20 protein-coding genes, 1 tRNA gene and 1 pseudogene are annotated in these 23513 nt (G+C 69.9%); 10 read left to right on the top strand and 12 right to left on the bottom strand.

The genetic code is table 11. The features are described from left to right. Positions 1-140 precede the first annotated feature (140 nt). A protein-coding gene (locus ABT116_RS23515; protein ID WP_351637173.1) for an IS5 family transposase occupies positions 141-937 on the top strand; the annotation gives its coding sequence in 2 pieces (ribosomal slippage) (positions 141-476 and positions 479-937; 795 coding nt in all). Between the two features lie 9 nt (positions 938-946). Here ABT116_RS23515 and ABT116_RS23520 read toward each other — a convergent pair. Further along, the gene (locus ABT116_RS23520; RefSeq protein ID WP_351637211.1) at positions 947-2074 is read right to left on the bottom strand and encodes a tyrosine-type recombinase/integrase; all 1128 of its coding nucleotides are present in this window, start codon (positions 2072-2074) and stop codon (positions 947-949) included. Between the two features lie 1372 nt (positions 2075-3446). On the opposite strand from ABT116_RS23520, the gene ABT116_RS23525 reads away from it, so the two are divergent. The 4 genes from ABT116_RS23525 (at position 3447) to ABT116_RS23540 (ending at position 6506) form a co-directional block, all read left to right on the top strand. Then, positions 3447-3659, top strand: a complete 213-nt coding sequence (locus ABT116_RS23525; protein WP_351637175.1) for a helix-turn-helix transcriptional regulator — start codon at positions 3447-3449, stop codon at positions 3657-3659. Positions 3660-4181: 522 nt separating this feature from the next. Further along, positions 4182-5099: a tyrosine-type recombinase/integrase gene (locus ABT116_RS23530; RefSeq protein WP_351637177.1), complete on the top strand. Its 918-nt coding sequence runs from the start codon at positions 4182-4184 to the stop codon at positions 5097-5099. A gap of 420 nt (positions 5100-5519) precedes the next feature. Then, positions 5520-6038 (top strand): AbeC-like domain-containing protein, encoded by a 519-nt coding sequence (locus ABT116_RS23535; protein WP_502983919.1) that lies wholly within the window; start codon positions 5520-5522, stop codon positions 6036-6038. Between the two features lie 180 nt (positions 6039-6218). Further along, the gene (locus ABT116_RS23540) at positions 6219-6506 is read left to right on the top strand and encodes a hypothetical protein (protein ID WP_351637181.1); all 288 of its coding nucleotides are present in this window, start codon (positions 6219-6221) and stop codon (positions 6504-6506) included. Positions 6507-6545: 39 nt separating this feature from the next. Here the strand turns inward: ABT116_RS23540 and ABT116_RS23545 are convergent, their stop codons facing one another. After that, positions 6546-7685, bottom strand: coding sequence for a glutathione-independent formaldehyde dehydrogenase (locus ABT116_RS23545; protein WP_351637183.1), 1140 nt, complete (start codon positions 7683-7685; stop codon positions 6546-6548). Positions 7686-7894: 209 nt separating this feature from the next. Here ABT116_RS23545 and ABT116_RS23550 point away from each other — a divergent pair, with 209 nt between their 5' ends. Beyond that, positions 7895-8080, top strand: coding sequence for a hypothetical protein (locus ABT116_RS23550; protein WP_351637185.1), 186 nt, complete (start codon positions 7895-7897; stop codon positions 8078-8080). Between the two features lie 26 nt (positions 8081-8106). On the opposite strand, the gene nrfD is transcribed toward ABT116_RS23550, so the two are convergent. From nrfD to ABT116_RS23580, 6 genes are all read right to left on the bottom strand, one after another. Continuing rightward, positions 8107-9027, bottom strand: coding sequence for an NrfD/PsrC family molybdoenzyme membrane anchor subunit (nrfD, locus tag ABT116_RS23555; protein WP_351637186.1), 921 nt, complete (start codon positions 9025-9027; stop codon positions 8107-8109). 37 nt (positions 9028-9064) lie between these two features. Next, on the bottom strand, positions 9065-9970 hold the full coding sequence (locus tag ABT116_RS23560; protein ID WP_351637188.1) for a 4Fe-4S dicluster domain-containing protein: 906 nt from the start codon (positions 9968-9970) through the stop codon (positions 9065-9067). After that, positions 9967-13269: a formate dehydrogenase gene (gene fdh, locus ABT116_RS23565; RefSeq protein ID WP_351637190.1), complete on the bottom strand. Its 3303-nt coding sequence runs from the start codon at positions 13267-13269 to the stop codon at positions 9967-9969. The genes ABT116_RS23560 and fdh overlap by 4 nt, the downstream gene beginning before the upstream one ends. A 108-nt stretch (positions 13270-13377) precedes the next feature. After that, positions 13378-15159 (bottom strand): selenocysteine-specific translation elongation factor, encoded by a 1782-nt coding sequence (selB, locus tag ABT116_RS23570; protein WP_351637192.1) that lies wholly within the window; start codon positions 15157-15159, stop codon positions 13378-13380. Continuing rightward, positions 15150-16502: an L-seryl-tRNA(Sec) selenium transferase gene (gene selA, locus ABT116_RS23575; protein ID WP_351637194.1), complete on the bottom strand. Its 1353-nt coding sequence runs from the start codon at positions 16500-16502 to the stop codon at positions 15150-15152. The genes selB and selA overlap by 10 nt, the downstream gene beginning before the upstream one ends. 23 nt (positions 16503-16525) lie before the next feature. Next, positions 16526-16620, bottom strand: a tRNA-Sec gene (locus ABT116_RS23580). 87 nt (positions 16621-16707) lie between these two features. Between ABT116_RS23580 and selD the strand changes: the two genes are divergently transcribed. Then, the gene (gene selD / locus ABT116_RS23585; RefSeq protein ID WP_351637196.1) at positions 16708-17724 is read left to right on the top strand and encodes a selenide, water dikinase SelD; all 1017 of its coding nucleotides are present in this window, start codon (positions 16708-16710) and stop codon (positions 17722-17724) included. A gap of 29 nt (positions 17725-17753) precedes the next feature. Here the strand turns inward: selD and ABT116_RS23590 are convergent, their stop codons facing one another. From ABT116_RS23590 to ABT116_RS23605, 4 genes are all read right to left on the bottom strand, one after another. Further along, the gene (locus tag ABT116_RS23590; protein WP_351637198.1) at positions 17754-18017 is read right to left on the bottom strand and encodes a hypothetical protein; all 264 of its coding nucleotides are present in this window, start codon (positions 18015-18017) and stop codon (positions 17754-17756) included. Positions 18018-18057: 40 nt separating this feature from the next. Further along, complete coding sequence (locus tag ABT116_RS23595) at positions 18058-19371, bottom strand: replication-associated recombination protein A (RefSeq protein WP_351637200.1); 1314 nt, start codon at positions 19369-19371, stop codon at positions 18058-18060. A gap of 100 nt (positions 19372-19471) precedes the next feature. Beyond that, a complete protein-coding gene (locus tag ABT116_RS23600) occupies positions 19472-19840 on the bottom strand; it encodes an MmcQ/YjbR family DNA-binding protein (protein ID WP_351637202.1) in 369 nt (122 codons plus the stop codon). Then, positions 19837-20232 carry an MmcQ/YjbR family DNA-binding protein gene (locus ABT116_RS23605; RefSeq protein WP_351637204.1) on the bottom strand — a complete coding sequence of 132 codons (396 nt, stop codon included), beginning with the start codon at positions 20230-20232 and terminating at the stop codon, positions 19837-19839. The genes ABT116_RS23600 and ABT116_RS23605 overlap by 4 nt, the downstream gene beginning before the upstream one ends. A 125-nt stretch (positions 20233-20357) precedes the next feature. On the opposite strand from ABT116_RS23605, the gene ABT116_RS23610 reads away from it, so the two are divergent. The 3 genes and pseudogenes from ABT116_RS23610 to ABT116_RS23620 form a co-directional block, all read left to right on the top strand. After that, positions 20358-21293, top strand: a complete 936-nt coding sequence (locus ABT116_RS23610) for a helix-turn-helix domain-containing protein (protein WP_351637206.1) — start codon at positions 20358-20360, stop codon at positions 21291-21293. A 399-nt stretch (positions 21294-21692) separates the two neighbouring features. After that, positions 21693-23129 (top strand): carboxylesterase family protein, encoded by a 1437-nt coding sequence (locus ABT116_RS23615; protein ID WP_351637208.1) that lies wholly within the window; start codon positions 21693-21695, stop codon positions 23127-23129. A gap of 160 nt (positions 23130-23289) precedes the next feature. Continuing rightward, positions 23290-23513, top strand: a pseudogene (locus ABT116_RS23620) (hypothetical protein); the annotation flags it as partial.

A 23513-nucleotide genomic window follows, 5' to 3' on the forward strand; every position in this document is an offset into this window, starting at 1 on the left:
CGCGATCTCCCACAGCCCGTCCGGAACAATCCAACTCCACGTATCCCGCCCCATACCGAGGTCAACGACGCCTCACCACGTAGGACACGGTCTAAGACGTCGTCTCATTTGGATTGCTGGGTAGTCTGCACGGTGTGGTGATGGTCGAGCGCATGGTGCCGGACGAGCTGTGGGAGCTGTTCGAGCGGGTGGTCCCACCTGCTCCATCGCGGCCGCAGGGCGGCGGTCGGCGCCGGTACGGGGATCGCGAGGTGCTGGCCGCGATCATCTTCGTGGCCACGACGGGCTGCACCTGGCGGCAGTTGCCGCCGGTCTTCGGCCCGTCGGGGCCGACCGCGCATCGACGTTTCACCGAGTGGACCGCCGCCCGGGTCTGGGCGAAGCTGCACCGCCTCATCCTCGACGAACTGGGCTCGCGCGGCGACCTGGACTGGTCGCGCTGCGCGATCGACTCGGTGAACATGCGGGCCCTGAAAGGGGGGACCTGACAGGTCCGAATCCTGTGGACCGGGGCAAGAAGGGCTCGAAAATCCACTTGATCACCGAGCGGACCGGTTTACCCCTCTCGATCGGGATCTCCGGCGCGAACCTGCACGACAGCCAGGCACTCGAGCCGCTCGTGCGCGGCATCCCGCCGATCCGCTCCCGCCGCGGCCCGCGCAGACGACGACCCGCCAAGCTGCACGCGGACAAGGGCTACGACTACGACCACCTGCGTCGATGGCTGCGCAAGCGAGGCATCCGGCACTGCATCGCCCGCAAGGGCATCGAGTCCTCCACCCGGCTGGGCCGGCATCGCTGGACGATCGAGCGCACGATGTCATGGCTGGGCGGCTGCCGCCGTTTGCACCGCCGCTACGAACGCAAGGCCGAACACTTCCTGGCCTTCACCGCCATCGCCTGCAGCCTCATCTGCTACCGCAGACTCACCAAATGAGACGACGTCTTATGCGGCGAGGTTGAGGTTGAGGATCTTGGCGGCCTTGCTGATTGAGCCGGGCATGAGGTGGCGGTAGATCTTGAAGGTGATCTCGATGGTCTTGTGGCCCATCCACTCGGCGACGTCGGTGATGGGGATGCCATGCGTGAGGCAGTTGGAGGCGAAGAAGTGCCGCATGCCGTAGACGACCATCCCGTCGGGGATGTCGACCTGGCCGGCCTTCTTGATCCGCTGCCACTGATTGGCGATGTGGTAGTGCGGGAACGTGCGGGACGGGTCGCCGGGGTGGCGCAGCAGGTAGCCGTCGAAGGTACCGTGCTTGGCGGCGTACCACTCGATGGTCTGCCGCACCCGGGCGGGCAGGGGCACGTCCCGGTACTCGCCCACCTTGCGGTGCTTGAGCCGCTCGTACTGACAGGTGGTCCGGTTGACCTGCTCAGTGATGCGGTAGACGTCGTCGGCGACGATGTTGTTCAGGTTGACTGCGAACGCCTCGCCATTGCGCATGCCGCACCCGCTCATCAGATCGGCGACCAGCAGGAAGCTGTCGTCGCCGGCGGTGCGTATCTGACCCAGCTGCTCCGGTGAGGGGATCACCACCCGTTTGGGGTCGTACTGCGGCGGCTTCACCCCGGCCACCGGGTTGTCGTCGAACAGCCCGAGCCGGTTCGCATCCAACAGGATCGCCTTCAGCTTGTCGAAGGCGTTCGCCTGAGCGGCCAAGCCGATGCCGTTACGTTCCATGGTCTGGAGGAAGCCTTCGACCACCTTGTGGTCGAAGGAGTTCATCCGCCGGCTGCCCAGCAGCGGCAGCAGATGGATGTTCAGCAGCGACTCCAGATGCACCACGGAGGCCGGCCCCAGATCCCGCTGGCCGGCCTTCCACCCAGTGGCGTACTCCTCGAACCGCATCGCGCCGTACCGGGCGATCCGCTCCGCCTTCGCCCGACCCCGCGGCGCCGCCTTCTTCGCCTTGTAGATTTCCGTCAAACGCTCGACGGCCGCATCCTGGGTCGCGAACCCGGACTCCTCCAACTGCCGCCCCGCCACCGACCGATACCGGACCTTGTAAGAGTGAGGGCACTTCGACCACCGCGACCGCGGATGCTCACACTCCTTGAAAAACGACCCCATCCCACGAACCAGGACAGCGGAACCCATGGGTTGCTGACTCCTCCACGACCGATGCTGGCAGCTTGCTGACCCTCACCGGTTCGGAACATCGTTGACCTGCACTGATGCGCGCAGAGTCCGCTATGTTCTGGAACCGGATGGCTCCAGCATCAGGCAGCAAGCCGTCTGGTCACGTGCTGGGCGGGAAGCCATCCTGGGCGCTGATCCGCTGTCTCAGGGCGACGTAGCAGTTGCGAGTTCAGGCTCCGACAGCTTGGGCTCCCGCCAAAAGCCCCGCCGCTACCTGTCCGCAGGCTCCATGGTGACACCCTCAACCCCAAACCAGACGGGGACGACCACCAGCCTCCTCGGCAGCTCGGAGCCAGTCAGCTTGACCAATGACTACAGGACCCGGCGGGACGGGGATTCGAACAAGGTCGGCTCCCTCCTGGATGTCGAGAAGCAATTTTCCTGTGCCACCAAGCTATCTGGGGATTCGCTCATGGCAGACGAGCAAGGCCCTTAGAAGACTGGAATCTCCGTCCGGGCTACGTCAACGTACAACACCCTGAAAGCGCAAGGTCGGTAAGAGGCCGGCGAGTGCACTCGATGAGGAGGCCCTTTCTGTTGACGCGTCCGTTTCGATCTGTCCGGCCGATCGTCTGAGCCCCTGCTTCGGCGCGGCATTAGACGTGTGAGCGGCGACCCAGCCCCCCGTTACGCAGAACTCCTTTCAGTCGGCCGTTCGCTCGGCTGCACCGTCGGCCAACGAGCATCACCTATGGGAGTGCCTGTCGACGCCGTGACTGGCGGCGAGGGGAACCGCTGGGGCGGAGCGCAACATAGCCCACGATCGCCGGTTAGCCAAACCGGCGATCGTGCAGACCATGGATGTCGTTCGTAGCGGCTGTGCTGAACTCGTCCCTAAAAACGAGATGAGGTGCTGCGCCCATCAAAGTCCAAGGAAGACATCGATGGCTAATCCTTCTGCGCTCAAGCTCGCCGAGGTCCTAGCGAAGATCTGGCTGAGTCCAACGACCCAATACCGCCTTCACGCTCACGGAGGAATGGTCCGGACGTTCCCTGACGGGTGTCGGCTGCCGATGCGGACCGCACCTGGATCGTGGTGCATTAGCTGGACCTCAAGCTCCAGTCGTTCGAGGGTGGACGAGCAGCCGCAGTCCCAGGCCTGGCGAAGTGCGCGTACGCCCTACCGCCGGTCTGGAAGCCCTTCAACAGCCATGCGAGACGGCATTCGTCGGGGACCACGACGTTGGCTGGCGTCAGGAATGCGAACCGCCCTAGCACGGGGTGATGCAGCCGAACCCCAGGTCCTTCGGAACCGCATCCCGTTTCCGTCGCGTCTACGGCAGCTGAGCGCTGGAGGATCCCTGTGAGTACGAGGTCTTTTGGGCGTGAGCGCTGGCTGACAACCCAGGAGGCGGCCGACCGTCTCCGTGTGAAGCGCAAGACTCTATATAACTGGGCCAGTACATGGGATGTCGAGTACCGGGGGCCCAAACCGTATCGCATGGGAAGTAGGGCGTTGCGCTATCGGGAGTCGGACGTCGACGAGTACATCGAGTCCCACTCGCGCACAGCTTGATGCACGAAGAAGATTTGAGATAAGAGGAGTTGTACGCGTTGGCTGCGGAGGAAGTTTACGACCGCTGGCACAAGTCCCGACCGCTGCCTGGCGATCCTGAGTGCCCCGAGCATCCTGGCTTGGTCGCGAGTGCCGATCATGGCTGTGCGATGCGGTGGCAGGCGCGCTGGCGTGACCAGGCCGGCCAGCAAAGGTCGAAGAACTTCCCAAAAAATAGAAAGACAGCCGCACAGGCCTATCAACGTGGCCAGCGATCGGCGATTGAGGAAGGCCGTGACCCTCTCCCGCATCGAAGGCAGAGAAGCGGACGCCGTATCCCGACCATAGCCGAGTATGTGGAGACGTTTCTCGGCGAGCACGAGGTGCGCGACGCTACGATTGAGGGGTACGGGTTTCGACTGCGTGGATATGTCGTGCCACGTCTGGGGGCTCGTCGGATAACGGAGGTGCGGCGGCCTGAAATACAAGAAATACTTCGCTGAGTTGCGATCTGACGGAGTGGGGGATAGCTATCGAGTTCAGGTGAAGAAGGCATTGTCGGCCATGCTTTCTGCAGCACTCGATGATCCAGTATTTGGGCCTCTGATGCCGGGGAACCAGGTCATCGGGCTCAAACTCGCAGCCGGACACAGAGAAAAGGCCAGGCTGACCTGGGAGCAGGTTGTCACGCTGGCCGAGGAGATTGACCCGGCATTCGAGATGCTCATCTGGTATGGGGCTCTGCAGGGGCTGCGGAGCATGGAGGCCGTTGCTGTACGGACAATCGATATGAAGTGCCGGTTGAAGAAGCTGGAGGTGCTGGAACAGCGGCAGCGAGGCAAGGCAGCACCACTGAAGACGGTTCACAGCCGTGCAGTGCTCCCCATAGGCCCGTTCCTCGTAGAGAAGTATGCAGCTCACATGGAGCGGCGAACGGCGCCACCGTCTGCCAGCGCGCTGCGACACCGCGAGAGGAGTAGTTGGACTCCCCGTCCAGAGGAGTACGACCAACTCGTCACGGTCACGCGCCGGGGCACACCGTTGCGACGCAACACGCTGTCCGAAGCGTTCAACCGGGCAAAAGCCAGGGCACGTGCCAGGGGTGTCATGGTTCCCGTCACGGCGACCTTCCGGGATCTGCGGGACTTCATGGACGCTGTCCTGATCGCCGCCGGCGTTCCGCCTCGAAGCGTGCAGGCTCGGATGAGGCATGGGACGCTCGCCGAGACGCTCGACACTTATGGCTTCGCCCTGGAAGTGGACTGGGAGCATGCACCGGCTTCCTTCGAGGAGCTGTTCGGCATTCCGGCCCCAGCGGGGCTGCCCGACACGGCGCTGGTGCCGCGCTCACAGCGGCGGGCGCTACAAGCTGACGTGGGGCGTGGCCACCGGGGCGGCACACCCATCAAGCGAGTGCCGGGTCCAGCGGTCACAGCTCGCAAGGGGAGGAGGCAGACATGATCTGCGGCCTCATCGTGCGCGCCCCGCGTACTGAGCTGGCCGCTGCCATTGTGCACGCGATGTGCACGCGGTCCTGCGCGATGGGGCTACCACGCAGGTCAGCGCGGTGCTCAGAAGCGTCAGGACGTTCCCGGCAGGACAGTTCGTTCGTGCCGGTGACGGCCTGGGCCTGACCTGCATACCTGCTGACCTGGGCAATCCTAGTTGTGCACCGGGCTCGAGGGGGAGGCCGGGGTGAGATGGAGGGAGGGGGCCGTCGGGCCCGGTCCGGGACGTCTGCGCGTTTGGCTGACACCGTGAGTGGGTGCGGCCCCCTGCGTGCTCTCGTGGTGGCAGGGGTCGTGGCACAGGCGGTGGTCGTTCAGCGATTGCGGCGTCGGCGGCGTCGGCCTCTTCTCGACAGCTCTCCCCGGGTTCTCGATGGAGCGCGTACTCGGCCTTCCGGCGGTCCGATGGTTGCAGCGCACCCGCGAGACGAGGGTGAAGGTGCCCGAGCTCAGCGGTCTGGGACGTAGGTCCCCTTCAGGTGTGCCGGACCGGCTGTATCTGCGGGCCCAGTGCATCGGCTGGGACGGAGAGATCGTTGTGAGCGTGTTCGTACATGCCGCGCTGGCGGAATGCGCTTGCTCAGATGGCTTGCCGTGCAGTCGCTTCTCGATACCGGCATGGGCCCCGTGGCCGTATGGCGACATCGACAGCGTACGCGGTCTGCTCGAAGCTTTCCGTGCGGACATCGACTGCAACGCGGCGGACTTTCAGAACGCCACGGTCCTGCGCCCGATGGCGGACAGTGTCGACACCTCGCCAGCGGCCCCCGATACACCGCAGGTCGGCACACTGCGGGGGATCGCGCAGGCGTTGCCTGCCCTGGTGCTGGGCACTGCAGCCCAGCAAGGCGGCGAAGCACTCGCCAACGCCATTGGCGGACTGGTGGGTTAAGTCAGCGAGCCCCTGAGTCAGCCTCGGGTCAGGGAGCAAGGGCTCCGGCCGCCGACTCCCTGGCGCGCGGAATAGTACGGCATGTGCCTAGCAGGTTCTCGGTCTGCTGGTCGTACGCCCGGCATGGTGGTCTGACCAGGCGTCCTCTTCGCGTTCGGCCGTGTTCTCCTGCGACGGCGGGTGGCCTTCTCGGTCCTGGAGCTCTTCGGGGTGGACGCAGATCACGACGCGGCAGCACCCGGTGTCGGCCAGGGACCGGGCGGCGTCGGCGTAGAAAACGACTGCGTCCTTGGTGGCGGAGGCTGTGTCGGCGCGGACCATGCGGCGCGGCTGGCGTTCGAGGTTCTCGCGGACAAGAGCGTCGTCGCCGAGGACACGCACCGGAACCTCCTCGCCACCGACGAGGACTACTGCATTGCGTGGCGCGGTGACGCCCCGTACCGCCGCGAGGCCCCCTCGCTGTCGTGACCGACCTGGCGAGGGGGCCTCCTTTCATGCGGGGTGTCCTCACTCGTGCGGGTGGAGCACGACCTTGGTGTAGCCCTCGACCCGCTTGTCGAACTTCTCGTAGGCCGACGGCGCCTGGTCGAGGGGCAGTTCGTGCGACACCACGAAGCTGGGCGTCGCGCGGCCCTCGATGATCAGGTCACGCAGCTGGCGGTTGTAGCGCTTGACGTTGCACTGACCGGTGCCCATCCGCAGCCCCTTCTCGAAGGCGCGTCCGATGGAGACCAGCAGCATGCCCTGCTTGGCCTGCTCGTCCGGCCCGCCCGGGTCGCGCGGGACGTACAGTCCAGGTATGCCGAGGGCGCCCGTCGGCCGGACCGTCTCGACGAGGGAGTTCAGCACGATCGCCGGCTCCTCGCGGTCCGCCTCGTGCGCCTGGGCCTGGTAGCCGACGGCGTCGATGCCCTTGTCAGTGCCTTCTCCTCCGGTCTGTTCCTTGATCTGCTGCGCCGCGTCGCCCTCGGTGAAGTTGATCGGCACGGCGCCGATCTCCTCGGCCTTCTGCAGCCGCTCCGCGACCCGGTCGACCACGAACACCTTGCTCGCGCCGCGCACCATCGCCGAGTAGGCCGCCATCAGGCCGACAGGGCCACCGCCGTACACGGCGACACTCTCGCCGGGACGCACGTCGGCCAGTTCGTTGCCGTGATAGCCGGTCGGGAAGATGTCGGCGAGCAGGACGAAGTCGGTCTCCTTCTCGGTGCCCTCCGGCAACTTCAGACAGTTGAAGTCGGCGTACGGCACCCGTACGTACTCGGCTTGCCCGCCCACGAACGGGCCCATCGCGACATAGCCGTAGGCGCCGCCCGCGAAGCCCGGGTTCACCGTCACGCAGAAACCCGTGTAGCCGGCCGTGCAGTTCTTGCAGAAGCCGCATGCCACGTTGAAGGGCATGACCACCCGGTCCCCGCGGCTGAGCGACGTCACGCCCTCGCCGGCCTCCTCGATGACACCGAGGTTCTCGTGGCCGAACACGATGCCCGGCTCGGCGGCGGTACGGCCCTCGTACATGTGCAGATCCGAGCCACAGATCGCGGTGGACGTGACCCGTACGATCACGTCGTTCGGGTGCTGGATCCGGGGATCCTCCACCTGCTCGACCGCTACTTCGAACGGTCCCTTGTACACAACGGCCCTCATCCTTGAGCACCTCCACTGCCCGTGATGGATCGGTCACGCTCTGGAGCGGCAGTGCCGGGAACCCGCTGCATTCACCGCGAGAAAGCCCCGGCCCGCAGCTCGGCCGGTCTTGTGTGGTATGCCTCATAGTCCAGACTGGTGCATGATGCGACGATTTGCACCCAGGGGCTTCTTTCGCCTGTTCGTGCTCTTCGGAAGGATCGACTGTCTTGTCACGACGTCTAGGTTCACTGCTCGTCCCGGTCTGTGGCCTTTCCGGCACCACATATCCGGTGGGAACCCGCGTGGCCATACGCGGCCACGGAGGATCCGTCGACGGCTTCGTCGACGGAGACTGGCTGCCGCTCGCCTGGTGGGAGTTCGCGGACATCCGGGAGGACTCCCGGGAGGGGTGATGCGGATGCCGACGGCTGCGCGTCCGTCAGGACTGCGCCGCACCGCGCCGCCGCTGCGGGAGCACCACGTACTTCGGGTCCTGAGCGGACGCGAGGCCTGCTTCGAAGACGCCGAAGCGCGTGCACAGGCCCGCCACCAGGTACGCCGTGCCGGCCAGGGCCGATGCCACGGGGCTGCGGCGGCCCAGCAGTGAGAGCCCCGTCCCCACCGCGGTCAGGGACTTGCTCAGTTTCAGCAGCCGCCCTGGCCGGCCCGTGACGTACGGTTCGCCGGCCAGCCCGAGCCGCTGCTCCATCCCGCGCAGGGCGGCGAGCTCCATGCCGGCGCCCAGCAGTCCCATCCGGGTGGGCGGCCGGTGGTCGACGCCGGGCACGCACAACGCGGCGCCCGCACCGCAGGCCAGCGCGCTGCCGCCGAAGACGAGGGGCAGCTCGGGATAGGCCTCGTGCCACGCCGGTACCGCGGTGTCGGCGAGCAGCACGGCGGTGTAGGTGCACATCGCCGGTCCCAGCACGCCCGAGCCGATCCCCGCCAGCCGGCCCGGCCGCGAGAACGTCCCGGTCAGCTCGGCGGCCGCCGAGGCGGTGGCCAGCGCGGAGAACGGCCCGATGATCCAGGACCCCACCGACAGCGGAGAGGTCGGTTTGAAGACCCTGAGCATGTTGAGGAAGCGCTCGGGTCGGCCGAGGTCGTGGATCAGCGCGGCCACGCTGGCGAGCGCACCCACCGCGGCCACACTCCGGCCCACCCTGGCCAGCTCCGGGCGCGAGGTCAGGTCGGCGAGGACCGCCATGGTCGCCGAGGCGCCCGCCGTCCCGCCCAGGAACAGGTAGCCCGGCACGTCCGGCACCTTCCAGGTGGGACGCTTCAGGATCGGACGGCCGTAGTAGGAACGGAACTCCGCCTCAGGAACCACGGTGCCCTCCCGGCGGCCATGTCGCGTCACGGCATCCTCCTCTCCTCTGGCTCCCCCCACCCCACGGTCACCGGCGCCGCCCGGCGAAGGACAGTGCCACGCTCGCCGCCACGCCGAGTGCCGCCACCGCCGCGTGCCGCCACATCGACGGCAGGTCACGGGTGGTGACCACCGGGTCCGGCGGCAGTCCGTAGACCTCCGGCTCGTCCAGCAGCAGGAAGAACGCCCCGTCACCGCCCACGCCGTCCTGCGGGTCCCGGCCGTACAGCCGCGCCTCGGGCACGCCGCGTCCGTGCAGCTGGGCCACGCGCTGATCGGCCCGCTCGCGCAGCTCTTCCAGCGGGCCGAACTGGATCGAATCGGTAGGGCAGGCCTGGGCACAGGCCGGTTCCTGGCCGGCGCCGAGACGGTCGTAGCAGAGCGTGCACTTGAACGCCCGGCCGTCACCGGGCCGGAGGTCGAGCACTCCGTACGGGCAGGCGGTCACGCAGTAGCCGCAGCCGTTGCAGATGTCCTCCTGCACCACGACGGTGCCGAACTCGGTGCGGAACAACGACCCGGTGGGACACACGTCCAGGCAGGCCGCGTGGGTGCAGTGCTTGCACACGTCGCTCGCCATCAGCCAGCGCATCCCGGCCTCCCCGGGCGTGTCCGGCTCCGGCGGGCCGAGTGCCGGCATGCCCAGGTCGACCGGCTGCCGGGCGGGCACCTTCTGCTCGATGAACGCCACATGCCGCCACGTGTCCGCCGACAGTGCGCCCGTGTTGTCGAACGAGTCCCCGAGCAGATCCGGACCGTCCGGCTCGGGCGGGAGGAGATTCCACTCCTTGCACGCCACCTGGCACGCCTTGCAGCCGATGCAGAGCGAGGTGTCGGTGAAGAACCCCATCCGGGGCGGATGCGACTCCGGGTAGCCGGCGTCCGAGCTGGGGTCGGCCAGCGGGCCGGACAAGCGGTTGGCGTCGGTCGTCATGGCTGCGTGTCTCCTCCCGCACCGGGGTCTGCGTCCTCCGAGGTGCCCGGCGGCCGGGCGTCCTCGGGGAGACCGGCGCTCTGCCGGTAGCGCGCCACGTAATCCAGCAGTTCCGGACCGCGAGGGCGCCGGCCCGGACGGATGTCGCAGGTCGCCGCCTTGGATTCCTGGATGTGCACGTTCGGGTCGAGTACCACGGCAAGCAGTTCGTTCGCCGCGTCACCGGTGGACAGGCCGTTGGGGCCCCAGTGGTACGGAAGTCCCACCTGATGGATGGCCCGGCCCCGCACCCGCAGCGGCTTGATCCGGTTTGTCACCAGCACTCTCGCCTCGATCGCCGTGCGCGCCGTGACGATGGTGGCCCAGCCCCGGTGCTCCAGGCCTCGTTCCGCCGCCAGTTCGGGGGAGACCTCGCAGAAGAACTCCGGCTGGAGCTCGGCCAGGTAGGGCAGGGTACGGCTCATGCCGCCGGCGGTGTGGTGCTCTGTGAGCCGGTACGTGGTGAACACGTAGGGGAACACCTCGCTGCGGCTGGGGTTGTAGCGGTTGTCCCGGCGGTCGTACGCCTGGAGCGTCGGGTTGGTCTGCTGCCGGTACAGCGGGTTGTCCACCGGTGACTCGAACGGCTCGTAGTGCACGGGCAGCGGGCCGTCGGCCAGGCCGGCCGGGGCGAACAGCCAGGCTCGCCCGTCGCTCTGCATGATGAAGGGATCGGTGCCGGCCAGCGCGGCCTGGGCCCGGGCCTCCGGCGGCGGCCGGTAGTCCGGCGGCTTGTCGGCCTCGAAGTCCGGGACGTCCTCGCCGGTCCACCGGCGCTGCTCGGCGTCCCACCACACATAGCGCTTGCGGTCGCTCCAGGGCCTGCCCTCCGGGTCGGCCGATGCCCGGTTGTAGAGGATGCGGCGGTTGGCGGGCCACGCCCAAGCCCATTCGGCGGCGACCCAGCTCTGTTCGCCGCGTGGCCGACGGTTGGCCGCCTGGTTGCGTCCTCCGGCACGGATCCCGCAGTAGATCCAGGTTCCGCAGGCTGTGGAGCCGTCGTCCCTCAGCTGGGTGGAGGTCGACAGCGGGCCGTCGGGTCCGTAACCGTTGATCTCGGCGAGCACCGCGTCGGCGCTCGGTTCGTCCAGTGGTCCCTCGGTGGGGTAGTCCCAGGTCAGGGCGAGCAGCGGGCGGTCGCGCGGATCGGTGGAGCGGGCGAGCTTCGCGCGGATGATGCGGCCGAGGTGGTAGTAGAACCACAGGTCGCTGCGCGCGTCGCCCGCCGGTTCGACGGCCGCGTGGTGCCACTGCACCAGCCGCTGCGTGTTGGTGAAACTGCCGTCCTTCTCTGTGTGGGCGGCGGCCGGCATGAAGAACACCTCGGTCGGGATCTCCTCGGTGCGCAGCTCACCGGTCTGGATCTCCGGGCCGTCCTTCCAGAACGTCGCGCTCTCGATGAGCCGCAGGTCCCGCACCACGAGCCAGTCCAGGTTGGCCATGCCGAGCCGTTGCAGCTTGGCGTTGGCGGACCCGACCGCCGGGTTCTCCCCGACGAGGAAGTAGCCCTTGCACTCTCCGGCCATCTGATTGAGCACCGTCTGATAGGAGCCGTGGTCCCCGGTGAGGCGCGGCAGCCAGTCGAAGCGGAAGTCGTTCTCGGCGGTGGCCGCCTCGCCCCACCAGGCCTTGAGCAGGCTGACGGCGTACGCGCGCATATTGCCCCAGAAGCCCGTCGCCGCCGCGTCGGCGGCCACGAATCCGTCCAGGTCCTGGTGCTGGTGCGCGTGCGGCATGGGGATGTAGCCGGGCAGCAGGTCGAACAGTGTGGGGATGTCCGTGGAGCCCTGGATGCTGGCATGCCCGCGCAGGGCGAGGATGCCGCCCCCCGGCCTGCCGATGTTGCCCAGCAGCGCCTGCAGGATGGACGCGGTGCGGATGTACTGGGCGCCCACCGTGTGCTGGGTCCAGCCGACCGAGTAGCACAGCGCGGTGGTGCGCTCACGGCCTGAGTTGGCGGTGATCGCCTCGGCCACCTTCTCGAAAAGCTCTCGCGGAACGCCGCAGACGTCCTCGACCATCTCCGGTGTGTAGCGGGAGAAGTGCCGCTTGAGTACCTGGTAGACGCACCGCGGGTGCCGCAGCGTCGGGTCCGTCCTCGGCTTGGTCCCCAGACCGGGGCCGCCGCTGCCGTAGGTCTCGGAGCGGGCGGTCTCCCGGTGTTCCGCACCGCCGTGCTGCTCGGTCGGCGCCATCTCGTCACGGGCCGCCCAGCGCTCCCGGGCACCGGCGGCAGCCGCTTGTTCCGCGCCCTCGTACATCCACGTCGTGGGGTCGTAGAAGCGGCCGTCCGGGTCGAGCCCGGAGAACAGCCCGTCCAGGTCCTCCGTATCGGCGAAGTCCTCCCGCAGGATCGCCGCCGCGTTGGTGTATGCCACCACGTACTCGCGGAAGTCCTTCCCGTTGCTCAGCACGTGGTTGACCAGGGCGCCGAGGAACGCGATGTCCGTCCCGGGCCGCAGCGGCACGTACAGGTCCGCCAGCGCGCTGGTCCGCGTGAACCTGGGGTCGACGTGAATGATCGTCGCGCCCCGCTGCTTGGCCTCCATCACCCACTGGAAGCCGACCGGATGGCACTCGGCCATGTTCGAGCCCTCGATGAGGATGCAGTCCGCGTTGGCGAGATCCTGCTGGAATGTCGTGGCTCCGCCACGGCCGAACGAGGTTCCCAGACCGGGAACGGTGGAGGAGTGTCAAATGCGGGCCTGGTTCTCGATCTGGATCGCTCCCAGCGCCGTGTAGAGCTTCTTCATCAAGTAGTTCTCTTCGTTGTCCAGCGTCGCTCCGCCGAGACTGGCGATGCCGAGCGTGCGCCGGACCGGGGCGCCGTGGAAGGACTCCTGCCAGGTCCGCCGGCGGGTGTCGATCACCCGGTCGGCGATCATGTCCATGGCCCGGTCGAGTGGGAGCCGCTCCCACTCCGTGCCGTGCCCACGCCGGTGGAGCACCGTGTGGACCCGGTCGGGGCCCGTCACCAGTTGCTTGCTCGCCGACCCCTTCGGGCACAGCCGGCCCCGCGAGACCGGAGAGTCGGGGTCGCCCTCGATCTGGACGACTTCCTCGTCCTTCACGTAGACCCGCTGGCCGCAGCCGACGGCACAGTACGGGCACACGGAGCGGACAACCCGGTCGGCCTGCTGGGTGCGGGCGCGCAGCTGCTTGGTACGGGGGGAGCGCGCGGCCGCCCCCCGGCCCAGGCCGTCTTCACCGGCGAGCTGCCGGTACACCGGCCAGCCCTCGATCCACTGCCGCAGGCCCATGGCGATCTCCCGCCTCCGCCGTACTCCGCCCGACCAACGTAACGCCCGGTGCCCAGGGGCGCATGCGGTCCCACCCGTTCCCCTGCTGGAGCCGTGTCCCATCACAGGTCACAGGGGTCGGCCGGCGCGCACCCGGCGGGTGCTGTCCGGGAGCCGCTCGGTGATCCCCTGACGGTCCAGCAGCTCCAGCAGCGGCACCGCCACCCGCCGCGTGGTGCCGAGGGCCTGGCGGGCCTGGCTCAGGGTGAACGGCTGGCGCAGCCCGGAGAGGAGTTCACCGGCCCGCCGCTCGCACCCGGGGAGGAGAAAGACACTGTCGGCCACCTTGAGCAGGCGACCGGCCCGCACCGCCGCGGCCAGCTCCCTGGCGCCGAGCCGCAGCGCCGTCAGCCGGCCGGCGTCCGGCGCCGCGAACGGAGTCCGGCTCAGCTCGACGGTCAGTTCGTCCACCGCCGCCTCGACCGATGCTGGGAGTACCGCGTGCTGACCGGGCGCGCAGACCCGCCCGTCCACCACCACGAGCGAGGCGGCCTCAGCGAGCAGTTTCACCACCCCGGTCCCGGGCAGCCGCAGCCGTTGCCGCACCGCGTCCACCGGGACGCCGGGCTCCAGTGGGTGGTCGCCGCGCCAGCCGTCGACCAGCCGGCGCAGTTCGCCGGTCAGCTCACGCCACAGCCCGGGGTGGATGCGCCAGCCGTCGCCGACCGGCTCGCCCACCACGGGCAGTCCCATCGCGCGCAGTTCCCCGGCGGTGGCGAACCCCCGGCGACGCAGCACCGCGTCGGCCACGGCGAGCCGCCGCGGCCCGGCCAGGGCGGCCAGCTCCGCGCCGCGCCGTCGTGCCGCTCCCCGACGGACCAGCTCGGGCGGGCACACGTCGAGCACGTCGACACCGGCCGCGACTCGATGCCGTCCCGCGTCGCGCAGCAACGCCCGGTCACCCGTGCGCAGCGGCAACGGCCGGGCCAGCCGCAGCCTGGCGGTGTCCGGACCCAGTGGCCTGACCCGGACGGGCACGGCGGCGGACCCGATGTGCAGCACGAGCTCACGGGGCAGTTCACCGCTGTCGTCGCCACGCAGCGCCACGTCGGTCTCGCCCGTGGTCAGCCAGCTGTCCGGCGTGAGCAGCGCGTCTCCGCGGGTGAGGGCGTCGCGTTCGACACCGCGCAGGTTGATCGCGGCCCGGGCCACCGCGCGTACCGTGCCGGCGTCCTGGCCCAGGGTCTGCAGGCCTCGTACCCGCGTCGCCGCACCGGTGGAGGCGAGCACCAGCCGGTCACCCACCCGCAGGGTCCCGGCCGTCAGGGTGCCGGTGACCACGGTGCCAGCGCCGGTGATGCTGAAGGAACGGTCCACCCACAGCCGGACGTCGGCCCCGGGATCAGCCGGCGGCAACGTGGCGACCAGCCGGGACAGAGCGGCGCGCAGCCGGTCCAGGCCCTCGCCGGTCCGCCCGCTCACCGCCACCGAGTCGACCCGCCCGAGGCTGGTGCGGGCGACCCGGGCGAGAGCCTGGTCCCTGGCCGGCTCCGGGTCCGCCAGGTCACATCGGGTGACGGCGAGCAGCCCGTGCCGGACGCCCAGCGCGTCCAGCGCCTGGAGGTGCTCGGTGGACTGCGGCATCCACCCCTCGTCGGCGGCCACCACGAACAACACGGCGGGGACCGGGCCGACACCCGCGAGCATGTTGGGCACGAACCGTTCGTGACCGGGCACGTCGACGAACGCGACATGCTCGCCGCCCGGCAGGGTGGTCCAGCCGAAGCCCAGGTCGATGGTCAGGCCGCGGTCGCGCTCCTCCGCCCAGCGGTCGGGCTCCATTCCGGTGAGCAGCCGGACCAGGGTGGACTTCCCGTGGTCGACATGGCCGGCGGTGGCGATCACATGCACGACGGGTCGCCTCCGTCGCCGCCGTCCGGCCGGTCCGCCGACGGCCGCGCCGACCGGTGAGCCGCGAGCACCGCGTCCAGCAGGGCCCGGTCCTCGGCCTCGGGGACGGTACGCAGGTCCAGCACGCATCTGCCGTGTTCCACCCGGCCCACCACCGCGACCGTGCCGGTGCGCAGGAGGCGGCCGAACCCCTCGGGCAGGCCGACAGCGGCGCTCGGCAGCCGCACTCCGGGCGCGCCGCCCCCTCCGACAACCGCGGCGGTGTGCACGACCTCGGCCCGTACGTCCTCCTCCCGCAGCCGCCGCACCAGCGTGCACGCGCGGTCGCATAGGTCGCTCTCGGCGGCGGCGAGTGCCGCGCGCACCGGCGGCTCCGGGCCGCGCAACGTGGCCTCCAGCGCGGCGAGGGTCAGCTTGTCCACTCGCAGCGCACGCGCCGCCGGATGCCGCCGCAGCCGCTCGACGATCCCGGCGTCGCCGAGCAGCAGCCCGGCCTGCGGGCCGCCGAGCAGCTTGTCGCCGCTGGCGGTCACCAACGCGGCACCCGCCCGCAGGGCGGTGGCGGCGTCCGGTTCCTCGGGCAGCAGCGGATGCGGCGCCAGCAGACCGGAACCGATGTCCACGATCACCGGTGGTCCGAGCGCCGCCAGCTCGGCGACACCGGCGGCGGCCGTGAAGCCGGTCACCCGGAAGTTGGACGGGTGCACTTTGAGCAGGAACGCGGTGTCGGGACCGATGGCCTCGTCGTAGTCCCGCACCCGGGTGCGGTTGGTGGTGCCCACCTCGCGCAGCCGGGAGCCGGTGCTCGCCAGCAGTTCGGGGATACGGAAGCCGTCGCCGATCTCGACCAGCTCGCCGCGGCTGATCACGATCTCCCGGCCGCCGGCCAGCGCGACGGCGCACAGCAGCAGCGCGGCCGCGTTGTTGTTCACCACGTGCACCGCCCCGGCGTCGGGCACGGCCTCGGACAGGGCGGCGATCACCCCTCGCCCGCGTCGGGCCCGGCGGCCCTCCACCAGATCGAACTCGACGTCGGTGCAGCCGGCCGCGGCCCCCACTGCGTGCAGGGCGGCGTCCGACAGCGGCGCCCGGCCGAGGTTGGTGTGCACCAGTACGCCGGTGGCGTTGATCACCGGCCGAAGGCTGCCGGCCCGCTCCGGGAGGCTGCCCACAGCCGCCTCGGCGACGTCCTCAGGGGCGATCTCGCCCGCTCTGGCCCTGTGCTGCGCCCGGGTGACGGCCGCCTTCACCAGGGGGCGCCCCAAGGTCCGCACCGCCCGGGCCAGCCGGGGCTCGGCCAGCAGGGCGTCGGTGCTGGGGATGCGGCGCCGGGAATCGCTCACCGCAGCACCTCCCGGACCCGGGGTGGCGGAGGCGGACGGGAATCGAACCCGCCGACGGCAGCTCCTGCCGTCCGACGGTTTTGAAGACCGCGCCGGTCACCAGGCCGGATACGCCTCCTCGTACCTCACGGTCATCTCACCTTACGGTCCTCTTCGCAAACGCGCCGGAGGATTGCCGAGCCGCACGATGGGCACCCTGGGCGCTGTGAGCACCACGAGTTCCGGGAACCGCATCCGGCTCACCCAGTACGCGCACGGCGGCGGCTGCGCCTGCAAGATCCCGCCCGGCGAGCTGGAGGAGGTGTTGCGCGGCCTGGGCGACGGCGTGCCGGTCCGCGACCCCGCCGGAGAACTGATCGTCGGGCTCGACGAGGGCGACGACGCCACGGTGGTGCGGTTGCACGACGGCTCGGCGGTGCTGGCCACCACCGACTTCTTCACTCCCGTGGTCGACGACCCGTACGACTGGGGGCGGATCGCCGCGGCGAACGCCCTGTCGGACGTCTACGCCACGGGCGGGCGCCCGCTGGTCGCGCTGAACCTGCTGGCCTGGCCACGCGGTGTGCTGCCCTTCGAGCTGGCCCGCCAGGTGCTGCGGGGAGGTCTGGAGGTGGCCGCGGAGGCCGGCTGCCATGTGGCGGGCGGCCACAGCGTGGACGATCCGGAACCCAAGTACGGAATGGCCGTGACTGGCGTGGTCGACCCCGGCCGCGTCCTGCGCGGCGACGCCGGCGAACCCGGGGCGCCGCTGTCGCTGAGCAAGCCGCTCGGCACAGGGGTCCTGAACAGCAAGCACAAGGCCACCGGCGAGGTGTTCCCGCACGCCGTGGCGGCCATGACCCGGCTCAACCGGGAGGCTGCCGAGGCGGCACTGGCCGCCGGTGTCACCTGCGCGACCGACGTCACCGGCTTCGGGCTGCTCGGCCATGCCTACAAGCTGGCCCGGGCCGGCGGGGTCACCGCGGTGATCGACTCCGCCGCGGTGCCCTACCTCGACGGCGCCCGTCAGGCCCTGCGCGAGGGCCATGTCAGCGGCGGCACCCGGCGCAACCTGGAATGGGTGCGCGCCCACAGCGACCTCTCCGCGGTGACCGAGGAGGAGGCGCTGCTGCTCGCCGACGCGCAGACCTCCGGCGGGCTGCTGCTGGCCGGCGAGATCCCCGGTGCGCCGGTCGTGGGGGAACTGCTGCCCCGCGGGGACCACGTCTTGGTGGTGCGCTGACCAACTGATCCCGTCTGCCACCGGGAGGCTCAGGGGTGGTCGGGGCCGACGGGATGCAGCCGTGCGCCGAGGTCGCGTCGCGCCTCGGCGGTGAGCCGGGTGGTGCGCGCGATGAGGCGGAGATCTCCGGCCTCGTCGTAGCGGGCCAGCAGCAGCGTGTGCGGCCCGGTCAGTACGCCGGTGACGCCGCCGACGACGCCCTCGGCCGTGGTGTGCGAACACTGGTGGAGTATCGGTGTTCGAGAGTTGCAGTATTCGCCCGCAAGGTGGCTGCTACGTATGGTGCATGACATCTGCCGTGTGCTGACTCCGGGCCCTACCCACGTGTCCGCGTCAGCCGCGTTGTCGGCGGGCACGCAGATCGGCCCAGTGGCGCAGGCGTTCGCTGATCTGGGCTTCGTGGCCGTTGTGGGTGGGCTGGTAGTACGTCTCGCGGTCCATGCCGTCGGGGAAGTAGTCGGCGCCGGAGAAGCCGTCGGCGCTGTCGGGGTCGTACTGGTAGTCCTTGCCGTAGCCGAGGCTCTTCATCATCCGGGTCGGGGCGTTGAGGATGTGGGCGGGCGGCATGAGCGAGCCGGTGTGCCGGGCGGATCGGTGCGCGGCGTTGAAGGCGCGGTAGACGGCGATGGATTTGGGGGCGGTGGCGAGGTAGACGACGGCTTGGGCGATCGCCAACTCGCCCTCGGGGGAGCCGAGTCGCTCGTACACGTCCCAGGCGGCGAGTGTCTGCTGGACGGCGTGTGGATCGGCCATGCCGATGTCCTCGTTCGCGAAGCGGACCAGTCGGCGGGCCACGAACAGCGGGTCCTCGCCGCCGTCGAGCATGCGGGCGAGCCAGTACAGGGCCGCGTCCGGATCGGAGCCGCGCATCGACTTGTGCAGTGCGGAGATCAGGTTGTAGTGGCTCTCCTGCGCCTTGTCGTACAGCGGGGCCCGCTGCTGAATGTGATGGGCGAGCCCGGCGGTGTCCAGGGGAGTCCCGGTGTCCGGGAGGGCCTGGAGCTGTTCGGCCATGTTGAGGAGGTAGCGGCCGTCGCCGTCCGCCATGGCGATCAGGGCGCGGCGGGCGTCGTCGTCCAGGGGCAGACGGTGGCCGGTGAGCTGTTCGGCGCGGTCGAGGAGCGTGGACAGGGCGGCCTCGTCGAGGCGTTTGAGGACGAGGACCTGGGTGCGGGAGAGGAGGGCGCCGTTGAGTTCGAAACTCGGGTTCTCGGTGGTGGCGCCGATCAGGGTGACTGTGCCGTCCTCGACGTAGGGCAGGAAGCTGTCCTGCTGCGCGCGGTTGAAGCGGTGGATCTCATCGACGAACAGCAGGGTGCCCTGCCCGATGCCGCGTCGGCTTCGTGCGGCGGCGAAGACCTTGCGCAGGTCGGCCACGCCGGAGAAGGTGGCCGACACCGGTTCGAAGGCCAGGTCGCCGGCGTCCGCGAGGAGCCGGGCGATGGTCGTCTTCCCGACGCCGGGCGGGCCCCACAGGACGGCGGAGCTGAGGCGCTGCTGGGCGACCATGCGGCCCAGCGGGGCGTCCGGGGCAAGGAGGTGGTCCTGCCCGACGACATCTTCCAGCCGGGTGGGGCGCAGGCGGTCGGCGAGGGGCCGGGCGGGCTCCTCGCCGAAGAGCGGCAGGGTCGCTTCGGTCGGTTCCATCGGTCTCTCGGCTCGCTGGCGGACGTGTGCGGACATGACGAGCCTTGCACGGGGCAATGACACGCGTCGGCTCAGCCGCTCGCGGGGAAGCTCGCGGAACTCATCGAGCCCTGGGGCGGTCGCGTCGCGGCAGCCGCTCGACGGCCAAGTGGTAGGAATCCTCGACAACGTCGGCGACCAGCCCCTCGGTGATTCCGGGGCCAGGACCGAGCGAGATCCAGTGGCGTTTGTCGAGATAGCGGCCCGGCGTGATCGAGGGGTAGCCGTGTACGTGCGCGCGGGCGTGTTCGAGTTCGCACTTGACCGTGATGATCTGCTCGTCCGGGTCGTCGGTGACGATCAGGAACACCTTTCCCGCGACCTTGTACACGTCGAGTCGCGGGGTGAAGGGGTATCCGTGGCTGACGTCGGGGAGGGCCAGGGCCGCCTGGCGGGCGGTGTCCTGGAGCCGGTCGCCGGCCGCGCTCATCGGGCCGTCCGTGTGCCGGTGCCGTAGGTGTGCGGGTCGACGGGCCGCTCGGCCCGGGGGAGTTGGGCGACGACGAGCCGGTAGGAGTCGGTGACGAGTTCCTCGACCAGCTTCTTGCCGACGCCGTCCCCGCCCTCCAGAGTGATCCAGTGCTTCTTGTTCATGTGGTAGCCGGGAGTGATGTAGCTGTACTGCTCCCGCAGGGCGAGGGCCTCGCTGGGGTCCGCCTTGAGGATCACGACGGGACGCCCCGGGACCTCGGTCATCAGCATGAACACCTTGCCGCGCACCTTGAAGACCTCCCAGTCGGGGCCGAAGGGATGCTCCAGCTGGGCTCCGGGGAGTTCCTCCGCGCAGTCGGCGGCGGTCTTGTGCAGGGTCGGTCCGTTCATGGGTGGTGAGCCTTCCCGGGTGGTGACGGACTGTGGCATCGAAGGAGGCGGAGGGCGCGCCGCGCGGGTGCGGGGGTCCCATCCTTCCGTCGAAGCCGACTGCGAAGGCGGTAGGCTGCGGACACATGATGGTCGACAGGCGACACTCCGGGCCGAGTGGGCAGGCTGGACCGGCTGCGGTTCCGCTGTACGGTTTCCAGCCCCCGGTCGGTACTCCCTACGGCCTGGAGGTGAGTACCGTCGAGGATTTCTTCGCCCAGCACGACGACTGGCCGTGGAACCCGCCCCGTCCGGGCCGTGCCACCTTCCACTACCTCATCGCCGTCACCGAAGGTGAGCTGCTGCACGACGTCGACCACGTCACGCGGACCGTCGGCCCCGGCCAGTGGCTGTGGGTGCGTCCCGGGCACGCGCAGTGCTGGCATCCGCCCGGAGCAGCCCGCGGCACCTTCATCCTGTTCGAACCGGACGTACTGCGACCCGACCTCGCCCGTCTACTGGCCCCGCTCACCGCGCACGAGGCCCCCGCGGTGCTCAGCCCACACCCCGACGACATCGCCTGGCTCCAGCAGACGGCACTCCAACTCCTGGACGAACACCGGGCTCTCGGGCGCCGCCCCCTCGACGTCCACCACGCCCTGCGCCGCAGCCTGCTCGAATCGCTGCTGCTGCGCCTGGCCAACTCCCCGGACATCGCCCCCGCCGACACGGCCACGGCCGGCACGGGCCGTGCCGACAGGTACGGACGCTTCCTGGACACCCTGGAGCTGCACTTTCGCGAGCTGCACCAGGCCGCGGACTATGCCGAGTTGCTCGGCTGCTCGGTCCGCACCCTCAGCCGTACCGCCCGGGAGGCCACGGGCAAGGGGGTGCGTGAACTCATCGACGAGCGGCGCCTCCTGGAAGCCCGGCGCCTGCTGGGAGGTGCCCGGTGGGACGCCCGCGCCGTGGCCGCCCACCTCGGCTTCACCGACCCCGCCAACTTCGGCCGCTTCTTCCGCGACCGCACCGGCCTCACCCCCGCCGCCTTCGCGGCCCGCGAGGCCACGACTCACCCGTGAGCGGAGCGCGGCGGCTGGCCGACCTGTGCCGGCCACCTTGCCGGGGCCCGGCTTGCGGTGGGTGGCGAACACCGGTCGCGCACTGCCCTCTGGCTTCCAGCCCGGCCGACAGGGCCTGGCCCTTCAGCCGTATGCCGTAGCGCTGAGGCTCGACCTCGACGGCAGTTCACCGGTGCCGCCGCCCTATGCGGTGCCTGCTCGGCCGGCTTCCCAAGCTCCTCCGGGCCCGCCGATGGCAGGGTGGAGGACAAGCGAGGAAGTGTCACCTGCTGACCACCAGGTGACCGCTGCACACCAGGCGTTCTGTCGTATCCCGGGAAACGATGGGAGAGGTCACCGCGAGCGCCCAGCCTCCGACTCACCGCGCGAAGCATCCGAATCGCGCTGGAAGGACATGTCATGACCGCCTCCACTCCCAAGGCTCCGACTGCACCAGGGGTGCGGTCCTGGTGGGGGATCCGGTACGCCACCGCCGAGCGCTACCGCCGTCCCGTGGTCGCGGACTTCGATCCAAGCCTCCCCTACGACCGTAAGGGCGTCGTCTCTGTCCAGCCCGACAGCGGCGACTGGCTCGAAGCGGACAGCGGGATGGGTGAGGACTGCCTGAACCTGAACGTGTGGGCCCCCGAGGAGCCGGCCGACAAGGCGCTCCCGGTGACCGTGTACATCCACGGCGGCGGATTCGAGGTCGGGGCGAGCACTCAGACCACCTCGAACGCCGCCGGTCTCGCAGCGACGGGGCGGGTGGTGAGTGTGTCGATCAACTACCGGCTCGGCGCCCTGGGCCCGCTCTCGCTGTCGCAGTACGGAGGGAAGCTTGCCGAGGCCAGCAACCTCTTCCTCGAGGACATCATCGCCGCGCTCACCTGGATCCAGCGGAACATCGCCCACTTCGGCGGCGACCCCGACAACGTAACGGTCTACGGCCACAGCGCCGGCGCCTACTCCACCTTCGGGCTGCTCGGCGCCTCCTCCGCCGACGGCCTGTACCGGCGACTGGCCGGGTTCTCCGGCGGGCCCGCTCGTAGCGTCCCGGCCTGGTGGGCCGAGGAGCTCGCGCACCGGTTCGTCACCGAACTCGGCGTGGCGGACAACCCGGAGAAGCTGTTCGACCTCGACGCGGTCTCCCTGAGGGATGCCCTGCGCAAGGTCGCCCCGACGGACCTCGGAGTCCGCGGCGGGGTGGACAACAAGGCCACCGGCGTCGTCCTGGACATCGGGCAGCCCGGCGCGGTGGTGCACGCCCATCCCATGGACGTCCTCGCCTCGGGCGCGCACCGCGATGTCGACGTGCTGCTGAGCATGGCCGGCGACGACATGGGCTGGTGGGTGGCGAACGACCTCGACCGCTTCGACCCGCACACCCGCGACCGCATCGTCGACGAGGTCGCGGGGTGGCGTATTTCCCGCTCCCGCGCGAAGAAGATCGTCGACGCCTACGACCAGGGCGGCCGTACCCCTGCCGAGGTCCGCGCCGCGGTCATGGCGGACTACCTCTTCGCGCTCCCCGCGGCCCGCGGCGCCCTGGCGCACGCCGCCGCGGGCGGCAACGCCCATCTCCTGATGATCGGGCCCGCCGAGGGTGCGCCCGCGGTGCACGGCACCGAGATGTACGCCCTGGTCGGCCAGGAACGGCCGGGCCGCGGCGCCGAACAGGCCGAGCGGGACACGCGGATCCGCGACATCGTCCTCGACTTCGCCACCGGCGAGCAGACCCGACTGTGGCCCGCCGTCACGGACAAGCCCACTGCGGAAACCGTCGGCAACTCTCCCTTCGAGGGCACCGCCCACTACCAGGCGGCGCTCGACCTGTGGGAGGGCATCGCCCGCCCCTGACGGCTGGCGGGCGATACGGAAGAGCGCAGGGGACAACACGGAGTGAGGTACTCGGTATGAGCCAACCGACAGCAGCCGGCGACGCCGCACCGGCGACCATGCGGGCCGTCGTCGTCACCCGGCCCGGCGGCCTGGACGCACTTCAGATCAATGAGTGCCGGTGCCCGTACGCAAGCCCGGCTGGGTGCGGATCAAGGTGAAGGCGTTCGGCGTCAACGAATCCGAAGTCACCACCCGCAAGGGCGAGTCGGACGCCGAGGTCACCTACCCGCGCATCCCGGCATCGAGGGCCGCCACCGTGCCCGTCCGGCTCGGACTGGACCTGCGCGGCGGGACCCAGATCGTGCTCGAAACCCGTTCCACCCCCACGGCCGACGCCGACCG

Origin of the sequence: Streptomyces sp. NPDC002130, from assembly GCF_040296465.1 — a bacterium.
Classification (GTDB): Bacteria; Actinomycetota; Actinomycetes; order Streptomycetales; family Streptomycetaceae; genus Streptomyces.